Source organism: Bradyrhizobium sp. ORS 86 (assembly GCF_045571475.1).
GTDB lineage: Bacteria > Pseudomonadota > Alphaproteobacteria > Rhizobiales > Xanthobacteraceae > Bradyrhizobium.
The window spans coordinates 5,574,685-5,590,384 of record NZ_CP120699.1; the positions used below are offsets into that span (position 1 = coordinate 5,574,685).

The window sequence follows — 15,700 nt, forward strand, 5'->3', positions numbered from 1 at the left end:
TCCACAGAGGCGGACTCGCGGATAGCCCCCCTCACCCGGAATTTGCGCGTCGCGCAAATTCCGACCTCTCCCCGCAAGCGGGGCGAGGTGATCGGAAAGCTCCTCGCGATACGTATGCCCATCAATCCAGCGAACCCTGCGTGAAGAAATGCTTCCGGATCTGCTGCACCAGCTCGGTGAAGACCGGATCGGACATCGAATCCAGCGAGCGCGGGCGCGGCAGCGGCACGTCGTAGATCGCGGCGATCGCGCCGGGTCGCTCGGTCATCACGAGCACGCGGTCGGCGAGGAACACCGCTTCCGGAATCGAGTGCGTGATCAACAACACCGTCTTGCCGGTCTCGCGCTGGATCCGCATCAATTCGACATTCATGCGCTCGCGCGTCATGGCGTCGAGCGCGCCGAACGGCTCGTCCATCAGCATGATCTTGGGATCGTGCACCAGCGCCCGGCAGATCGAGGCGCGCTGCTGCATGCCGCCAGAGAGCTGCCAGGGCAGCTTCTTCTCGAAACCCTCGAGCCCGACTAGCTTCAGCAGCTCCTTGGCGCGGTCGAGATATTTCCCGCGTGGTAGCTGCTTCATGTCGATCGGCAGCATCACGTTGGAGAGGATGTTGCGCCAAGGCAGGAGCAACGCGTTCTGGAACACGATGCCGACATTGCCGTGCGGCTTGGTGACGAGCTCGCCGTCGACCAGCACCTCGCCGGTCGTGGGCGGCAAGAGCCCCGAGATCATCTTGAGCAGCGTGGACTTGCCGCAGCCGGACGGCCCGACCACGACGAAGAACTCGCCGTCATTGATGGTGAAGTCGAGCGGCCGCAGCGACGGCACGTCGCCGTCGCGCGACCGGTAGGTCTTCGAGACGCCGGAGAGCGTGATCCCCGGCTTGGCGCCGGCCGCGCGGTCCGACACCAGGCGCAGATGCGCGGCGGGTTGGCTGAGATCGATACGTTTGGTCGCAGGATTCATCGCGTCTCTCTCCACCCGTCGTCCCTGCGAAAGCAGGGACCCATACGCCGCGCCCTCTCGTTCGGACACGGGGACAGAGACCTTCCGCAACAATCAGGGCCGGTGGTTATGGGTCCCTGCTTTCGCAGGGACGACAGCCGATATCGATCGCTCACGAGTCACCCTTCGGCAGATAATCATTGGTGTAGAACGCCTTCGGATTGGCCTTGGCCTTGGCGTCGAGACCGCCATACTCGACCATCAGATTGACCGACTCCGTCATGTTCTGGTCGGTGACCTGGAACGGCCGCTTGGTCTTGGTCTCCGGCGTGCGGTAGAGCGGGATCGTCAGCTCGAAGCCCTGCGTCAGCGTGTCGATCTTGCCGCCCTTTGGATTGGCGTCGAGGATCGATTGCGCGGCGGCCTTCGGGTCTTTCTCGGCGGCTTCCACCGCCTTCGTGGTCGCCGACATGAAGCGACGGACGAGATCGGGATTGGCCTTCACATAGGAGGTGTTGGCGATGATACCCGATGACACCATGTTGATGCCGTAGTCGGCGAACTTGATCGGATAGACGTCCTTGCCGGTGGCATCCTTGATCTTCATCGACTGGTCCATGACGTAACCGAGCAGCAGGTCGGCCTGGCCGTTGATCACGGCGTTGAGCTTGGTCTGGCCGTCGCCGGCCACGGTGTGGAAATCGCTTTCCTTCAGGCCGGTCTTCTTCAGGAACAGCGGCCAGATCTGCGTCATCGAATCCGCCGGCGTGATCGCGACCGTCTTGCCCTTGATGTTCTCGGGCTTGCGGATGTTCTTGTCGGCGAGGCTCATCGCGGACATCGGGCTGGTTTGCAGCAGCACGCCGGTGGCGATGACGGGCGCACCCTTCACCGCCGCACGCATCATGGTGGGAATGTCGACATAACCGAAATCCGCCGTCTTGGCGGCCACCGCCTGCGTGGTCGCGGCCGAGCCGCGGCCTTCCTGGATCTCCAGATCGATGCCCTCGGCGGCATAGATGCCCTTGGCCTTGCCGTAATAGAACGGCGCGTGCTCGCCATAGACGTACCAGTTCAGCATCAGCACGACCTTGTCGGCGGCGGATGCCGGCGTGATTGCAAGCGCGGTCCACGCCAGCACGGCAATCACAGCAGTAATCGATCGCATCAGATACTCCTCCCGTTGTTCTTGCCGTCATTGCGAGCGAAGCGATCCATGGCTCACCGAATGGAGATATGGATTGCTTCGTCGCTACCGCTCCTCGCAATGGCGCCGTTGTTCTTCTACGAAAATCCTACGAAGCGAAGATGATGTCGTCGCGCTGGCTGACGTGCCAGGGGATCACCAGGCGCTCGATGCGGTCGACGATCCAGAACAGGATCACGCCGAGCAGCGCCAGGATCACCAGCGCCGCGAACATCGTCGGCAGGTCGAACGTGCCGATCGAGCGCTGCATCACATAACCGATGCCGGAATTGGAGCCGACGAATTCGCCGACGACGGCGCCGACCACGGCAAGCGTCACCGATACTTTCAAGCCGGAGAAGATCGCGGGCATCGCATGCGGCAGGTTGACGGTGCGGAACACCTGGAAGCGGCTGCCCTGCATCGCGCGCGCCAGATCGACCATGTCGGGATCGACCGACTTGAAGCCCTGCACCGCCGAGACCACCACCGGGAAGAAACCGAGCAGGAATGCCGAGATCACCTTGGGAATGATGCCGAAGCCGAACCACACCACGAACAGCGGCGCGATCGCAATCTTCGGCACCGACTGCGAGAACACTAGCAGCGGATAGACGTAGCTCTCCACCGTCTTCGAGCCTGCGATCAGCATCGCGACGGGAATGCCGAACAGCGCCGAAAGCAGGAAGCCGCAGATGGTCGCATAGGTGGTCGGCCAGGACTGCTGCAAAAGCTCCGGCCAGTCGCTCCAGAGCACCGCGACGACGTCGCCGGGTGACGGGATCTGATAGGCCGGGATTTGGAAGAGGCGGATCGAGAGATCCCACGCCGCCACGATGACGACCAGGAATAGCAACGGGCGCACCCACGCCGCATTCAGCACCTTCGACACGCCTGAAGGGCTCTTCGCCTCCGCCACGCCACGCTCCCTCGCATCGCCTATTGTTCGGCCGGAAATTAACCCGTTGGATAAATACTGTCCAGCCCCCGGCGCGCACCGAAATCCCGCTACTTTCGTCAGGTGCAAATTTTACCGTCGACAATCCGTAGCCGTGATGAAGCGCAGTGAAGCCCGGGCTACGCCGTCATTGCGAGCGAACCGAAGCAATCCATCTCACCGCAAGTCGAGAGATGGATCGCTTCGTCGCTTCAGCGCAAAATTGCTTTGCAATTTTGTTGCGAACTCCCCGCAATGACGGCTGCGGTGGAGCCCGGCCTCACATCGCCTGATGTACCGGCTGCAGCGCAGGCATGTTCGCCTTGCCGAACGCGGCCGTGGACTTGCCGGTCAGCGCCGCCAGCACCAGCGCGATCATGTGCTCGAGACGCTCGTCACGCGCCTCCTTCCTCAGCAAGTCGCGGCCGAAGATCACGCTGAGCGTCGCGCTGTTGGAGAGATAGAAAAACGCCAGTCCGGCGATCGAGATATAGAGCTGCACCGGATCGACCGCGACGCGAAAGTCGCCGCTCTCCACCCCGCGCGTCACCACGGTGCGGATCATCTCGACGAACGGCGAATGCATCGACTTGACCTTGGTCGAGCGCTTCAGATGCCTGGCCTTCGACAGGTTTTCCGTGTTCAGCAGCGCCAGGAACTCCGGATTCCGCAGAAAATAGTTCCAGGTGAAATCGATCAGCCGCGCGATCGCCTCGGGCGGATCGAGGTGCTCGAGATCAAGCGTGCGTTCCTCGGCGCGGATCTTCTCATAGGCGCCTTCCAGCACCTCGAGATAAAGATCCTCCTTGTTGCCGACGTGGTAGTACAGCATGCGCTTGTTGGCGCCGGCCATCTCCGCGATGCGGTCGACGCGTGCGCCGGCGAGGCCATGCGCGGCAAATTCCTGCTTCGCGGCCTCGAGAATGCGCAACCGCATTCCTTCGGGGTCGCGCTGCCATTTCAATATTCGCTTTGCCTTGGCCAAAATCGATCGCTCAGTGATGCTGAATGTATGAATGTAGCACGGCGCGCAAGGTTTGAGAATGAATGTTGTGATGATCGTGGGTGAAAGTCCAAGCAGGCCTGACGCCTAGCGCCCGCACATGCGGAGCAATGGATTGCTTCGTCGCTTCGCTGCTCGCGATGACGGCCGGAGACATCGAGCGAGGCTTATTCCCAGCGTCGTCCTGGCGAAAGCCAGGACCCATAACCACAAATGCTCATCGTTGTGCGATGCTGGAGCGACGAGTGCCATTCACAACAAAAGCCGCAGCGTATGGGTCCCGGCCTTCGCCGGGACGACGGCACGTGAACTGCGCGGGCTAGACCTGGACGATCGTGACGCGGCTCGACAAGGCCGCCCTTCCTCACTCCGCCTTCGACGGCTGCACCAGCAGCGTCGGCACGCCGCAGGTGCCACTGCGCACCGTCATCACCTTGGTGCCCGGCTTGCGGCCGGTGCGCACCTCGGAGACATCGACGCCGGCGGCAACCAGCCGCGCATGCGTGGCGTCGATGTCGGCGACGCGCCAGCAGATGCCGCGCAGCCGGTCGGGCGCATCGGCCTCGGCTTTGCCGGGTTTGTGCGTGACCTCGACGATCAGATCGCCGCAGCGGAAGAACATCAGCCGGCCCCAGTCCGGATGCGAGCGGTCGAGCGCCATGTCGAGCCCGAGCCGGGCACCATACAGCGCGGCGGCGCGTTCCGGATCAGCGGTCGAGACCACCACATGGTCCATCGCAGTGATCGAGGCGGGCGTCGTGCGCACCGACAGCGGCCGCTCCTTCGCCCGCTCCAGGAAGAACATGCGCACGCCCCGCGTCGCATCGGTCGCCGCACGCGTGCGTCGCCACGACAGCACGGCGCCGCTGGTCTCGTCACGGCTTTCCACCTCGGCGATCGGCTCCGGCTTCAGCGCCATGCGGTCGAGCCGGCGCTGCATCTTGGCAATATCAACGGTGCGGAAACAGAGGCTCGCCAGCCCTTCGCCCTGTGTGGCGAGTGCGCTGCGGACATGCTGGGCCGCGGCGTCATCGCCGCGCGGTGCCATCAGTTCCAGCGTCGTGTTGTCGAGCGTGAATAGCACGCGATCCGCGCCGTCGCCGCTGTTGCGCCAGGCGGGCGCGCGGGCAAACAGCGTCTCATAGGCGGCGCTGGCAGCGGCGATGTCGCCGGTCAGGACGACGACGTGATCGAGACTGCTGATCATGGCCGCCGCCTCCCCGATTCTGCCGTCATTGTGTTCTCCTTACGCCGCAACCCGGAACCGTGGAGCGCGGCCGGCCGTTATGCCGAATGCCAAAACGGCCCTCAATCCGCGCACCCGCGTCATCTCTACCCGCAAACCAGGTAGGTTTGCGAATATTTTCAGCGATATCGGCCGACCAGCAATGCTAATCTGGAACACCGGCCGGGATCACAGCAAGCCACGACGGAAAGCGAATGCAGGCCCTCTTCATCGGACAGACCTATATCGACGTCACCTTCATCACCGACCACATGCCGACAGGCGACGAGAAGCACGTCGCCGACCGATATGCGGTGTCGTTCGGCGGCAATGCCGTGACCGCGGCATTCTGCTGCGCCAAGCTCGGCATTCAGCCGGACCTGATTGCCACCATGGCCAATGATTGGCTGGGGCGGATGTTCTGGGACATGGCCGACCGGTATGGCATCTCGTTCCACCCCCGCAAGGTCAACTCCTCGTCGCTCTCCTTCATCATGCCCAAGGACGGCAAGCGCGCGATCGTGCGCTGCCGCGACGACCAGCACATCCACCCGTTTCCGCTGCTCAACCTGAAGGGCTGCCGCGCGCTGCACATCGACGGCCATCAGCCAGACGCCGCGATCCACTATGCCAAGCTCTGCCGCGAGGACGGCATTTTGACCTCGCTCGACGGCGGCGGGTTGCGGACCAACACCCATGAGCTGCTGCAATTCATCGATATCGCGATCGTCGCCGAACGTCTGTGCGAGCAGATGGACAAGACGCCGGAGCAGATGCTCGACTATCTCAAGGGCCGCGGCTGCCGCGTCGGCGGCATCACCATGGGCGAGCGCGGCCTGCTCTGGTATGACGAGGCGGGCGTGACGCGCACCCTGCCGGCGCTGCCGATTTCGCGCACGCGCGTGATCGACACCAACGGCGCCGGCGACGTCTTCCACGGCGCCTACATCTATTCCTATCTCCTCGACCCGACCAAAGCCTGGCGCGAGCATTTTGAGTTCGCCCGCGCGGCGTCGACCTACAAGATCCAGAAGCTTGGCAACGAGGCGGGTTTGCCGACGCTCGCCGACATCGAGGCGGTCAGGCGGGAGTTTCGTGCCGCAGTCTGACGCGGCTGAATGGAGCGAGGCATGGGGCGCGTCTTTGTCGCCGGCAGCATCAATATGGACGTGGTGGCCACCACGGAGCGCCATCCGCGGATCGGTGAGACCGTAGCCGGTGACGCCGTGCTCTACTTCCCCGGCGGCAAGGGCGCCAACCAGGCCGTGGCGTCGGCCAAGCTTGGCGCACCGACCACGCTGGTCGGCCGGCTCGGAGCAGATGCATTCGGGCAGGAGCTGAGAGCCTTCCTCACTGCGCAAGGCGTCGACCTCGCCTTCGTCAAGGACACACCCGGCACCCATTCCGGCACCGCGATCATCACCGTCGCCAACGCCGACAACACCATCGTAGTGGTGCCCGGCGCCAATGCCAAAGTCGATGCTGACGACGTCGCAGCGCCTGCCCTCACCAAGGGTGACATCGCGGTCAGCCAGTTCGAGATCCCGCTGCCGGCGATCGCATCTTTCTTCGCACGCGCCCGCGCCGCCGGCGCCACCACGGTTCTCAATCCGGCGCCGGCAAAGAAGGCCGACGCCACCCTGCTCGACCTCGTCGATATCCTGATCCTCAACGAGACCGAGCTCGGCTTCCTCAGCGGCATGGAGCTGCGCGACAGCGACGCGCCCGGGCGCTTCGCCGAGGCGGCAAGAGCCCTGGCACCTGACAAGATCGTCTGCGTCACGCTCGGCAAACGCGGCGTGCTGGCGCTGGTTGAGCGCGAGCCGCTGCTGATTCCCGGCCGCGAGGTGAAGGCCGTCGACACCACAGGCGCCGGCGATTGCTTCGTCGGCGCGCTCGCCTCGCAGCTCGCCATCGGCAAGCCGCTGCGCGATGCGCTCGCCTATGCCAACATCGCCGCCTCGATCTGCGTGCAGCGGATGGGCGCCGCGCCGTCGATGCCGACGGCGAAAGAGGTGGAGAATGCGCTCTCTGCGAGCCGGTAGGGTGGGCGAAGGCGCGACAGCGCCGTGCCCACCATCAAGCACTGTACTCGTGAAGGTGGGCACGCAGTCGCTTTGTCCACCCTACCGGATCACGCCAAGGCGCTCTTCAGATCGAAGCTCATATCCCTCGCCTGCTCCGGCGTGATCGAGCGTCCTGCGCCGAGCAGCCGGCGGCCGAACATGTGATCGCCGGCGCGGTTGACCGATTCGATGCCGAGCAGCGTATCCCCGCGGTAGCAGAACGCGGAGAACTGCCCCTGCGCGCGGTCGCCGCGCACCACGACGCGGTCGTAGCCCGTGGTGAGACCGGCCATCTGCAGCTTGTCGGGGCCCTGGTCGCTCCAGAACCACGGCAGGCCGTCGTAGACCTCCTTCTTGCCGGTCAGCCGCGACGCCACGCAGCGCGCATGGTCGGTCGCGTTCTGCACCGACTCCAGCCGCAGCGATCCGCCGAAGCGCTTGCTGGTGTAGAGCGCGCAATCGCCGATCGCCGAGACGTTGGGGTCCGCGGTCGCCAGATATTCGTCGACGATGATGCCGGAGGCCACCGGCAGCCCGGCCTCCGCGGCGAGCTCGACATTCGGCAGCACACCGACGCCGACCACCACCAGATCGGCCGGAACGTGCGTGCCATTGCTCAGGCTGACGCCGGTGACCTTGGCACCATCGGCCTCGATGCCGGTCACCTGCACGCCGAGATGAATGCGAATTCCGGCAGCGGTGTGCCGGGACTGCGAGAACTCGGAGATCTCAGCAGTCACGGCCCGCGCCATCACCCGCGAGGCCAATTCGACCACGTCGACCTCGAGGCCCTTGCCGCGCGCGGTGGCGGCGAATTCAAGCCCGATGAAGCCGGCGCCGATGACAACGACTCGCATGCCGGGCGCGAGCAGATGGCGCAGCGCCTCGCTCTCGTCGAGCGTGCGCAGATATCGCACCCCATCGAGCTTGGCGTTCGGAATATCGAGCAGCCGGTTCCGCGCACCGGTGGCGAACACCAGATGGCCGTAGTCGAGCGAGTTGCCCGAGGTGAGCGTCACTTTGCGCGCATGACGGTCGATTGCATGGGCGCGATCGGTGATCAGCTCGATCCGGTTGTCCTGGTAGAACTTGTCGGGCCGGAACATCAGGCTGTCGGGCCCGCCGGTTCCCTTCAGATAAGCCTTCGACAGCGGCGGCCGCTGATACGGCAGGTGCCCCTCGTCGTTGAGCAGCACAATGCGCTCGGCGAAGCCGCCCTGGCGCAGCGACGCGGCGAGCTGGAAGCCGGCGTGCCCCGCGCCGACGACGATGACCGCACCCGTTGTCATCGGAACAACCCAGATACGCGCGAGCAGGAGTGACCCATGCCGTTTTCCTCTCCGTCGATGTTTAGCTTGCTTGCCCCGTCCCCACAGCGCTCGTGTCTGCGTACCGAAGGCGGCGCCATTTGGCCTCATGGCTCGCGCCGGCGCAAGGGGGGTCTCTGCCAAATCGGGGTGCCGAAACGCTCCCGGGCCGGATTGCCACCGGTCGCGCCAGGGCCTTAAATGGCTGGAAACGACGAGCCCAAGGTCCTTGATATGCCCGCCTCCGCCGCCACCCCCACCCCCGAACCCGCCCTGCTCCGAATTGACGGCGCCATCGCCACCATCACGCTGAACCGGCCGGCCGCGTTCAACGCGATCGACATGTCGATTGCGAAGAAGCTCGAGCAGCTCGGCGCGCAAGTCGAGGCCAACAAGGACGTCCGCGTGCTTGTGATCGAAGGCGAAGGCCGCGCCTTCTGCGCCGGCGGCGACTTGCAGACCATCGGCGCGGCGGCCGAGGCCAACACGATCGCGCCCGTCGTCGGCGAGATGCTTCAGCACTATCACGCTTTCATCACCATGCTGCGGCGGATGCCCAAGCTGGTGCTCGCGAGCGTGCATGGCTCGGCGGCCGGCGCCGGCCTGTCGCTCGCCTTCGTCGCCGACCTCTGCATCGCTGCCGAGGATGCCCGTTTCACGCCGGCCTACGCCAAGATCGGCGTCTCGCCGGATGGCGGCGGCACCGCGGGCCTTGCCGCCAGCGTCGGCCCGCGGCGTGCGTTGCAGATATTCCTCGCCGAGGACAGCTTTACCGCGCAGCAGGCCCAGCAGTGGGGGCTGGTCGCCAAGGTCGTGCCGGCCGTCGAACTCAAGGCGGCCACGCGGGAATTCGCACTACGGCTGGCGCAGAACGCGCCCGCCGGCCTCGCCGCTACCAAGGCGCTGATCCATCATGCGCCGACCACGTCGATCGAGGCACAGCTCGACGCCGAGCGCGACGCGATCATCGGCTGCATGAACACCGAGGAGTTCCGCGTCGCGGTGAAGAAGTTCACCAGCAAGTCGAAGTAAGGGGCCGGCTACCTGCCCTTGGCGCGCATGAAGTCGAAATCGCAGCCCTCGTCCGCTTGCAGGATCGTCTCGTTGAAGAGATGCGCATAGCCGCGCTTGGCCCAGCCCGGGGTCGTCGCAGGTGCCAGCGCGGCGCGACGCTTCTGCAATTCGGCTTCATCGACCAGAAGGTCGATGCTGCGCTTGGCGACATCGAGCCTGATCATATCGCCGCTCTTCACCAGTGCCAGCGGTCCGCCGACCGCCGACTCCGGCGTGATGTGCAGCACGATGGTGCCGAATGCAGTCCCGCTCATCCGCGCGTCGGAGATGCGGACCATGTCCTTGACGCCGGCCCGCGCGAGCTTCTTCGGAATCGGCAGGTAGCCCGCCTCCGGCATGCCCGGCGCGCCCTTGGGGCCGGCGTTGCGCAGCACCAGCACGTCGTCGGCCGTCACCTCCAGCGCAGGATCGTCGACCCGCAGCGTCATGTCCTCGACGGATTCGAACACCACGGCGCGTCCCGTATGCTGCAACAGCTTCGGGCTCGCCGCCGACTGCTTGATCACGGCGCCGCGCGGCGCAAGGTTGCCGTGCAGGATCGCCATCGCGCCCTCGGACTTGATCGGATTGGCCTTGGGACGGATCGCATCTTGGCCCGGCACCTCCTCCGCGCCGGCAACGACCTCGCGCAAGGTCTGGCCGGTGATGGTCCTGGCGTCGAGATCGATGAGATCGCCGAGCTGCCCCATCAGCTTCGGCACGCCGCCGGCGTGATGGAAATGCTCCATGTAGTGCTCGCCAGACGGCTTCAGGTCGACCAGCACCGGCACCTCGCGGCCGAGCTTGTCGAACGCCTCGAGATCGATCTTGTGGGGCGTCCGGTTGGCGATCGCGGTCAGATGAATGAGCCCGTTGGTCGAGCCGCCGATCGCTTGCATGACGATCTGGGCGTTGCGGAACGAGGCGGGGGTGAGTATCTCGCTCGGCTTCGGTCCCTTGGATTTCGCCATCGCCGCCGCGACGCGGCCGCTGGCTTCCGCGGACCGGAAGCGTTCGGCGTGCGGCGCCGGGATCGTCGCGCTCATCGGCAGCGACAGCCCGAGCGCCTCCGTGATGCAGGCCATGGTCGAGGCCGTGCCCATCACCATGCAGGTGCCGACCGACGGCGCGAGGCGGCCATTCACCGCCTCGATCTCGTGGTCGTCGATCTCGCCGGCGCGATACTTGGCCCACAGCCTGCGGCAATCGGTGCAGGCGCCGAGCACCTCGCCCTTGTGATGGCCGACCACCATCGGCCCGACCGGAATGACGACGGTCGGCAGATCGGCGCTGACCGCCGCCATAATCTGCGCCGGCAGCGTCTTGTCACAGCCGCCGATCACGACCACGGCATCCATCGGCTGCGCGCGGATCATCTCCTCAGTGTCCATCGCCATCAGGTTGCGCAGATACATCGAGGTCGGATGCGCGAAGCTTTCGGCGATCGAAATCGTCGGGAACACGAACGGCATCGCGCCCGACAGCATCACGCCGCGCTTCACCGCCTCGATGATCTGCGGAACATTGCCGTGGCACGGATTGTAGTCGCTGTACGTGTTGGTGATGCCGACGATCGGGCGATTGAGCGCGTCGTCCGAATAGCCCATCGCCTTGATGAAAGCCTTGCGCAGGAACAGCGAGAAACCGGCATCGCCATAGCTCGTCAGTCCCTTGCGAAGTCCGTCGGCCATGTTGCAGTTCCCGTGGTTGTTTGCCGCACTAAAGGAGTCGAGGGAATTGTTGTCAATACGCGATGAGCTAGTCCCGAGTTACGCCTCACGCGCCGTGATGGTCTCGCACGCATCGCCAACGAGAAAAAGCCGCATTGGCGGAATACGTGCCCCGCTGATGGCAGAGGAGACGGCAATGCGCCAATGGCTTTTCTTGCTTGGGTCGCTCGTCGCGTCTCTCGCATGTCCGGGACTTGGCAGAGCGGCCGATGCGCGCGCGACGCAGCTCGCCTATGAACCCTGGACCAAGGTTTGCCTGACTCAGGCGAGCTGCTTCGTCAGCGCCAGCGCCCGCGGCCAATGCTCGCCGTCGGGCGGCACCATCAGCGTCTCGCCGCAAAACAGCAAACGCGTGCTTCTGACCGCGAATGTCGCAACGCGGACCATGCTGGAAGGCGCGATCAGCCTCCGGATCGACCAGGATGATCCGATCCGGATCGCGAAGCCGCATTGCTACACCCTGGGCTGCGGCGGCACGTACGAAGCCGACGGCGAGCTGGTCACGCGGCTGAAGCATGCGCAAGCGGTGACGATGGAAGCAAAGAGCCTGACCGGCCAGACGATCAACCTCTCCTTTCCGCTCACCCACTTCGCCCAGGCCTTTGACGGGCCTGGAAACCCGCAAAGCGCAAAGCAGGCTCCCCCGCAGCTCCCGTCATGCGAGGACTGATTATTTCTTCCAGTCGATCACCCTTCCCTTGTCGCCGTCGAACTCCATGCTGCAGAACGAGCCGCCCTGGTAGAAGTCGCCGACCGGATCCGGCGGCAGCTTGGCCTGCTCGGCCATCGCGTGCTCGCGGAAATCCTCGGCGCGGCCGGTCGGACGATAGCCGAGATCGTAGGCACGGTGATTGTCCCACCACGCGCGCTCATTGTAGGAGGCGCCGTAGAAGATCTCGAAATGGATGTCGGGATGCTCGAGCCCGATGCGACAGAGCTGCACGAGATCGTCAGGCTTGAGCCAGATCGAGAGCCGACGGTGATCGAGCGGCTGCTCGCCGAAATTGCCGATCCGCAGGCAAGTGACCTTGAGCCCGTGCTTGTCGGCGTAGAGCGCACCGACCGCCTCGCCGAACACCTTGCTGACGCCGTAGCGGCTGTCCGGCCGCGCGGTGACGTCGGTACCGATGCGGTGGTGGCGCGGGTAGAAGCCGACGGCATGATTGGACGAGGCAAAGATCACGCGCTTGACGCCCCTCTTCCGCGCCGCCTCGAACAGATTGTAGCAGCCGATGATGTTGGATTGCAGGATCGAATCCCAGGGGCCCTCGACCGAATAGCCGCCGAAATGCAGGATGCCCTCGACGCCCTCGCAGATCGCCTCGACCTGCGCGAGATCGGCAAGGTCTGCGGCCTTAAACTGCTCGTTCTTGCCGAGATCGGCTGGCGGCTTGATGTCGCTCAACAGCAGGTCCGGATAGATCGGCGGCAGCAGCTTGCGCAGGCTGGTGCCGATTCCACCCGACGCGCCGGTCATCAATATGCGTGACATTCCGTCCCTCGTTCTTCGCGTTTGCCGCGACTGAATTGCGGTCGCAGGCCGACAATGATAGCAAACCAATCGCCCAAGGAAACACCGACAAAACACAACAACGAGAACAGCAAATGTCCGATGCTCATTCCGCCGGCTGGCGTCCGGCGACCTGCTATCCCGACCCGGCGATCCACGCGCTCGATCCGCGCTTCGAGAAGTACTGGCTGAAACTGTCCGCGGTGGAACGGCTCGCCACCGGGCTGCGCTGGGCCGAAGGTCCGGTATGGTTCGGCGACGGGCGCTATCTGCTGTGCAGCGACATTCCGAACCAGCGCATCATCAGGTGGGAGGAAGAGACCGGCGCGGTCAGCATCTTCCGAAAACCCTCGAACTTCGCCAACGGCAACACTCGCGACCGCCAGGGCCGGCTGATCACCTGCGAGCACGGCGGCCGCCGCGTGGTGCGCACCGAATATGACGGCTCGATCACGGTGCTGGTCGACTCCTATGGCGGCAAGCGGCTGAACTCGCCGAACGACGTCGTGGTGAAATCCGACGGCTCGATCTGGTTCACCGATCCGACCTTCGGCCTGCTCGGCAACTACGAAGGCTACAAGGCCGAGCCCGAGATCGACCCCAATGTCTACCGGCTCGATCCCGAGACCGGCAAAGCCACCATCGTCGCCGAGGGCGTGCTGGGACCGAACGGGCTGTGCTTCTCGCCGGATGAGAAGATTCTCTACGTCGTGGAATCCCGCGGTGTGCCGAACCGCAAGATCCTCGCCTATGACGTGTCGCCGGATGGCGCGACGATTTCCAACAAGCGCGTGTTCATCGATGCCGGCCCGGGCACGCCCGACGGCATGCGCTGCGACATCGACGGCAATCTCTGGTGCGGCTGGGGCATGGGCGATCCCGAGCTCGACGGCGTCGTCGTGTTCGCACCCGACGGCGTCATGATCGGTCGCATCGCGCTGCCGGAGCGCTGCGCCAATCTCTGCTTCGGTGGATTGAAGCGCAACCGCCTGTTCATGGCGGCGAGCCAGTCGATCTATGCACTCTATGTGAATACCCAAGGTGCGCTCGGCGGTTGATCGTTGTCGTCGTCTCGGCCTTCGCCGGGACGACGATGAAAACTCCTACCTTCAAAATGCCTGACGCCGGAGCGGTGATCCGCCCCGGCGCCGAAATCGCCTCTCTCGTGGGTCGGCTTACGCCGCGTTGTAGCCCGCGACGGCCTTGGCCTCGAGATACTCTTCCAGACCGTAGCGGCCCCACTCGCGGCCGTTGCCGGACTGCTTGTAACCGCCGAACGGCGCGGTGCGCTCGTTCGGCACGCCCTGCAGGTTGACGTTGCCGGCGCGGATCTGACGCCCGACGCGGCGCGCGCTCTCCACGGTATCGGCCGAGACGTAACCGGCGAGGCCATACGGTGTGTCGTTGGCGATCCTCACGGCGTCGGCTTCGTCCTTGGCGCCGATGATGGTCAGCACCGGCCCGAAGATCTCTTCGCGGGCGATCGTCATCTCATTGGTGACGTCGGCGAAGATGGTCGGGCGAACGTAGAAGCCCTTGTTGACGCCCTCGGGCAGGCCCGGACCTCCGGCGACGAGCGTTGCGCCCTCGTCGATGCCCTTCTGGATCAGCGCCTGGATCTTGTCCCACTGACCGCGGTTGACGACCGGACCGATCGTGGTGTCGGCCGCGCGCGGATCGCCGGCCTTGGTTTTGTCAGCAACGCCCTTCGCGATCGCGGCCACTTCCTTCATCTTGGAGAGCGGCACGATCATGCGCGACGGCGCGTTGCAGGATTGGCCCGAGTTGTTGAACATGTGCATCACGCCGCCGGTCACCGCCTTGGTCAGGTCGGCGCCTTCGAGGATGACGTTCGGCGACTTGCCGCCGAGCTCCTGGCTGACACGCTTCACGGTCGGCGCAGCGCGCTTGGCGACGTCGACGCCGGCGCGGGTTGAGCCGGTGAACGAGATCATGTCGATATCCGGGTGCTCGCTCATCGCGGCGCCAACCTCCGGGCCGAGGCCGTTGACGAGGTTGAACACGCCCTTCGGCACGCCGGCTTCATGGAGAATTTCGGCGAAGATCAGCGCCGAGGTCGGAGTGAATTCGGACGGCTTCAGGATCATGGTGCAGCCGGCGGCGAGCGCGGGCGCAACCTTGCAGGCGATCTGGTTGAGCGGCCAGTTCCAGGGCGTGATCATACCGACGACGCCGACCGGCTCGCGCACGATCACGGCCGTGCCCATGGTCTCCTCGAAATCGTACTTCTTGAGCACTTCGAGAGTGTTCATGAGATGGCCGAGGCCGGCACCGGCCTGCAGCTTTTCCGCCATCGGCAGCGGCGCGCCCATCTCGTCGGAGACGGCGGCACCGATCTCCTTCATGCGGCCCTTGTAGACCTCGACGATCTTGGTGAGCAGCGCGATGCGTTCCTCGCGGCTGGTCTTGGAATAGGTTTCGAACGCGCGCTTGGCGGCGGCGACCGCTTTGTCCAGATCGGCCTTCGAGCCGAGCGCAACCTCATACATCGCCTCTTCGGTCGCCGGATTGACGACCGGGGTGGACTTCTTGACGACCGGATCGACCCAGGCGCCATCGATGTAGAATTGCATGCGATTGACCATCGGAAACCTCTTGTACGGGGCGTATGGAAAGGGAACGGAAGCGTTCGGCAGGCATCCTTGCACGAAAGCCGGGCGAATTGAACCCGCCATATGCGGGACGCGGCTCGTGCGCGCACCGCGGATATAAG

Annotated in this window: 14 protein-coding genes; 5 read left to right on the plus strand and 9 right to left on the minus strand. The window is 64.8% G+C overall.

Going from position 1 to position 15,700, the window contains the following annotated elements; all coding sequences use genetic code 11:
- Positions 1-121: 121 nt before the first annotated feature.
- From P6U25_RS25770 to P6U25_RS25790, 5 genes are all read right to left on the minus strand, one after another.
- Positions 122-970, minus strand: coding sequence for an ABC transporter ATP-binding protein (locus P6U25_RS25770; RefSeq protein WP_407147575.1), 849 nt, complete (start codon positions 968-970; stop codon positions 122-124).
- Between the two features lie 151 nt (positions 971-1,121).
- The gene (locus P6U25_RS25775) at positions 1,122-2,120 is read right to left on the minus strand and encodes an ABC transporter substrate-binding protein (protein WP_407152610.1); all 999 of its coding nucleotides are present in this window, start codon (positions 2,118-2,120) and stop codon (positions 1,122-1,124) included.
- Positions 2,121-2,244: 124 nt separating this feature from the next.
- Positions 2,245-3,054 carry an ABC transporter permease gene (locus P6U25_RS25780; protein WP_407147576.1) on the minus strand — a complete coding sequence of 270 codons (810 nt, stop codon included), beginning with the start codon at positions 3,052-3,054 and terminating at the stop codon, positions 2,245-2,247.
- A gap of 298 nt (positions 3,055-3,352) precedes the next feature.
- Positions 3,353-4,057: a TetR/AcrR family transcriptional regulator gene (locus P6U25_RS25785; RefSeq protein ID WP_407147577.1), complete on the minus strand. Its 705-nt coding sequence runs from the start codon at positions 4,055-4,057 to the stop codon at positions 3,353-3,355.
- 382 nt (positions 4,058-4,439) lie between these two features.
- Positions 4,440-5,282, minus strand: coding sequence for a VOC family protein (locus P6U25_RS25790; RefSeq protein ID WP_407147578.1), 843 nt, complete (start codon positions 5,280-5,282; stop codon positions 4,440-4,442).
- 233 nt (positions 5,283-5,515) lie between these two features.
- Here P6U25_RS25790 and P6U25_RS25795 point away from each other — a divergent pair, with 233 nt between their 5' ends.
- Both P6U25_RS25795 and rbsK read left to right on the plus strand, forming a co-directional pair.
- On the plus strand, positions 5,516-6,409 hold the full coding sequence (locus tag P6U25_RS25795; protein WP_407147579.1) for a sugar kinase: 894 nt from the start codon (positions 5,516-5,518) through the stop codon (positions 6,407-6,409).
- Positions 6,410-6,430: 21 nt separating this feature from the next.
- Entirely contained in the window at positions 6,431-7,345 is a 915-nt protein-coding gene (rbsK, locus tag P6U25_RS25800; RefSeq protein ID WP_407147580.1) for a ribokinase, read from the plus strand.
- Positions 7,346-7,434: 89 nt separating this feature from the next.
- Here the strand turns inward: rbsK and P6U25_RS25805 are convergent, their stop codons facing one another.
- Positions 7,435-8,655, minus strand: a complete 1,221-nt coding sequence (locus P6U25_RS25805) for an NAD(P)/FAD-dependent oxidoreductase (RefSeq protein WP_407147581.1) — start codon at positions 8,653-8,655, stop codon at positions 7,435-7,437.
- 252 nt (positions 8,656-8,907) lie between these two features.
- On the opposite strand from P6U25_RS25805, the gene P6U25_RS25810 reads away from it, so the two are divergent.
- Positions 8,908-9,705, plus strand: a complete 798-nt coding sequence (locus tag P6U25_RS25810; protein WP_407152611.1) for an enoyl-CoA hydratase/isomerase family protein — start codon at positions 8,908-8,910, stop codon at positions 9,703-9,705.
- 8 nt (positions 9,706-9,713) lie between these two features.
- Here P6U25_RS25810 and P6U25_RS25815 read toward each other — a convergent pair whose 3' ends face one another.
- Positions 9,714-11,417, minus strand: a complete 1,704-nt coding sequence (locus P6U25_RS25815; protein ID WP_407147582.1) for an IlvD/Edd family dehydratase — start codon at positions 11,415-11,417, stop codon at positions 9,714-9,716.
- Between P6U25_RS25815 and P6U25_RS25820 the strand changes: the two genes are divergently transcribed.
- Positions 11,416-12,126 (plus strand): invasion associated locus B family protein, encoded by a 711-nt coding sequence (locus P6U25_RS25820; protein WP_407147583.1) that lies wholly within the window; start codon positions 11,416-11,418, stop codon positions 12,124-12,126. The two genes, P6U25_RS25815 and P6U25_RS25820, sit on opposite strands and share 2 nt — an antisense overlap.
- On the opposite strand, the gene P6U25_RS25825 is transcribed toward P6U25_RS25820, so the two are convergent.
- Positions 12,127-12,948 (minus strand): NAD-dependent epimerase/dehydratase family protein, encoded by an 822-nt coding sequence (locus tag P6U25_RS25825; RefSeq protein ID WP_407147584.1) that lies wholly within the window; start codon positions 12,946-12,948, stop codon positions 12,127-12,129.
- 113 nt (positions 12,949-13,061) lie between these two features.
- Between P6U25_RS25825 and P6U25_RS25830 the strand changes: the two genes are divergently transcribed.
- Positions 13,062-14,024 carry an SMP-30/gluconolactonase/LRE family protein gene (locus tag P6U25_RS25830; protein ID WP_407147585.1) on the plus strand — a complete coding sequence of 321 codons (963 nt, stop codon included), beginning with the start codon at positions 13,062-13,064 and terminating at the stop codon, positions 14,022-14,024.
- A 117-nt stretch (positions 14,025-14,141) separates the two neighbouring features.
- Here the strand turns inward: P6U25_RS25830 and P6U25_RS25835 are convergent, their stop codons facing one another.
- The gene (locus P6U25_RS25835; protein WP_407147586.1) at positions 14,142-15,572 is read right to left on the minus strand and encodes an aldehyde dehydrogenase family protein; all 1,431 of its coding nucleotides are present in this window, start codon (positions 15,570-15,572) and stop codon (positions 14,142-14,144) included.
- Positions 15,573-15,700 lie beyond the last annotated feature (128 nt).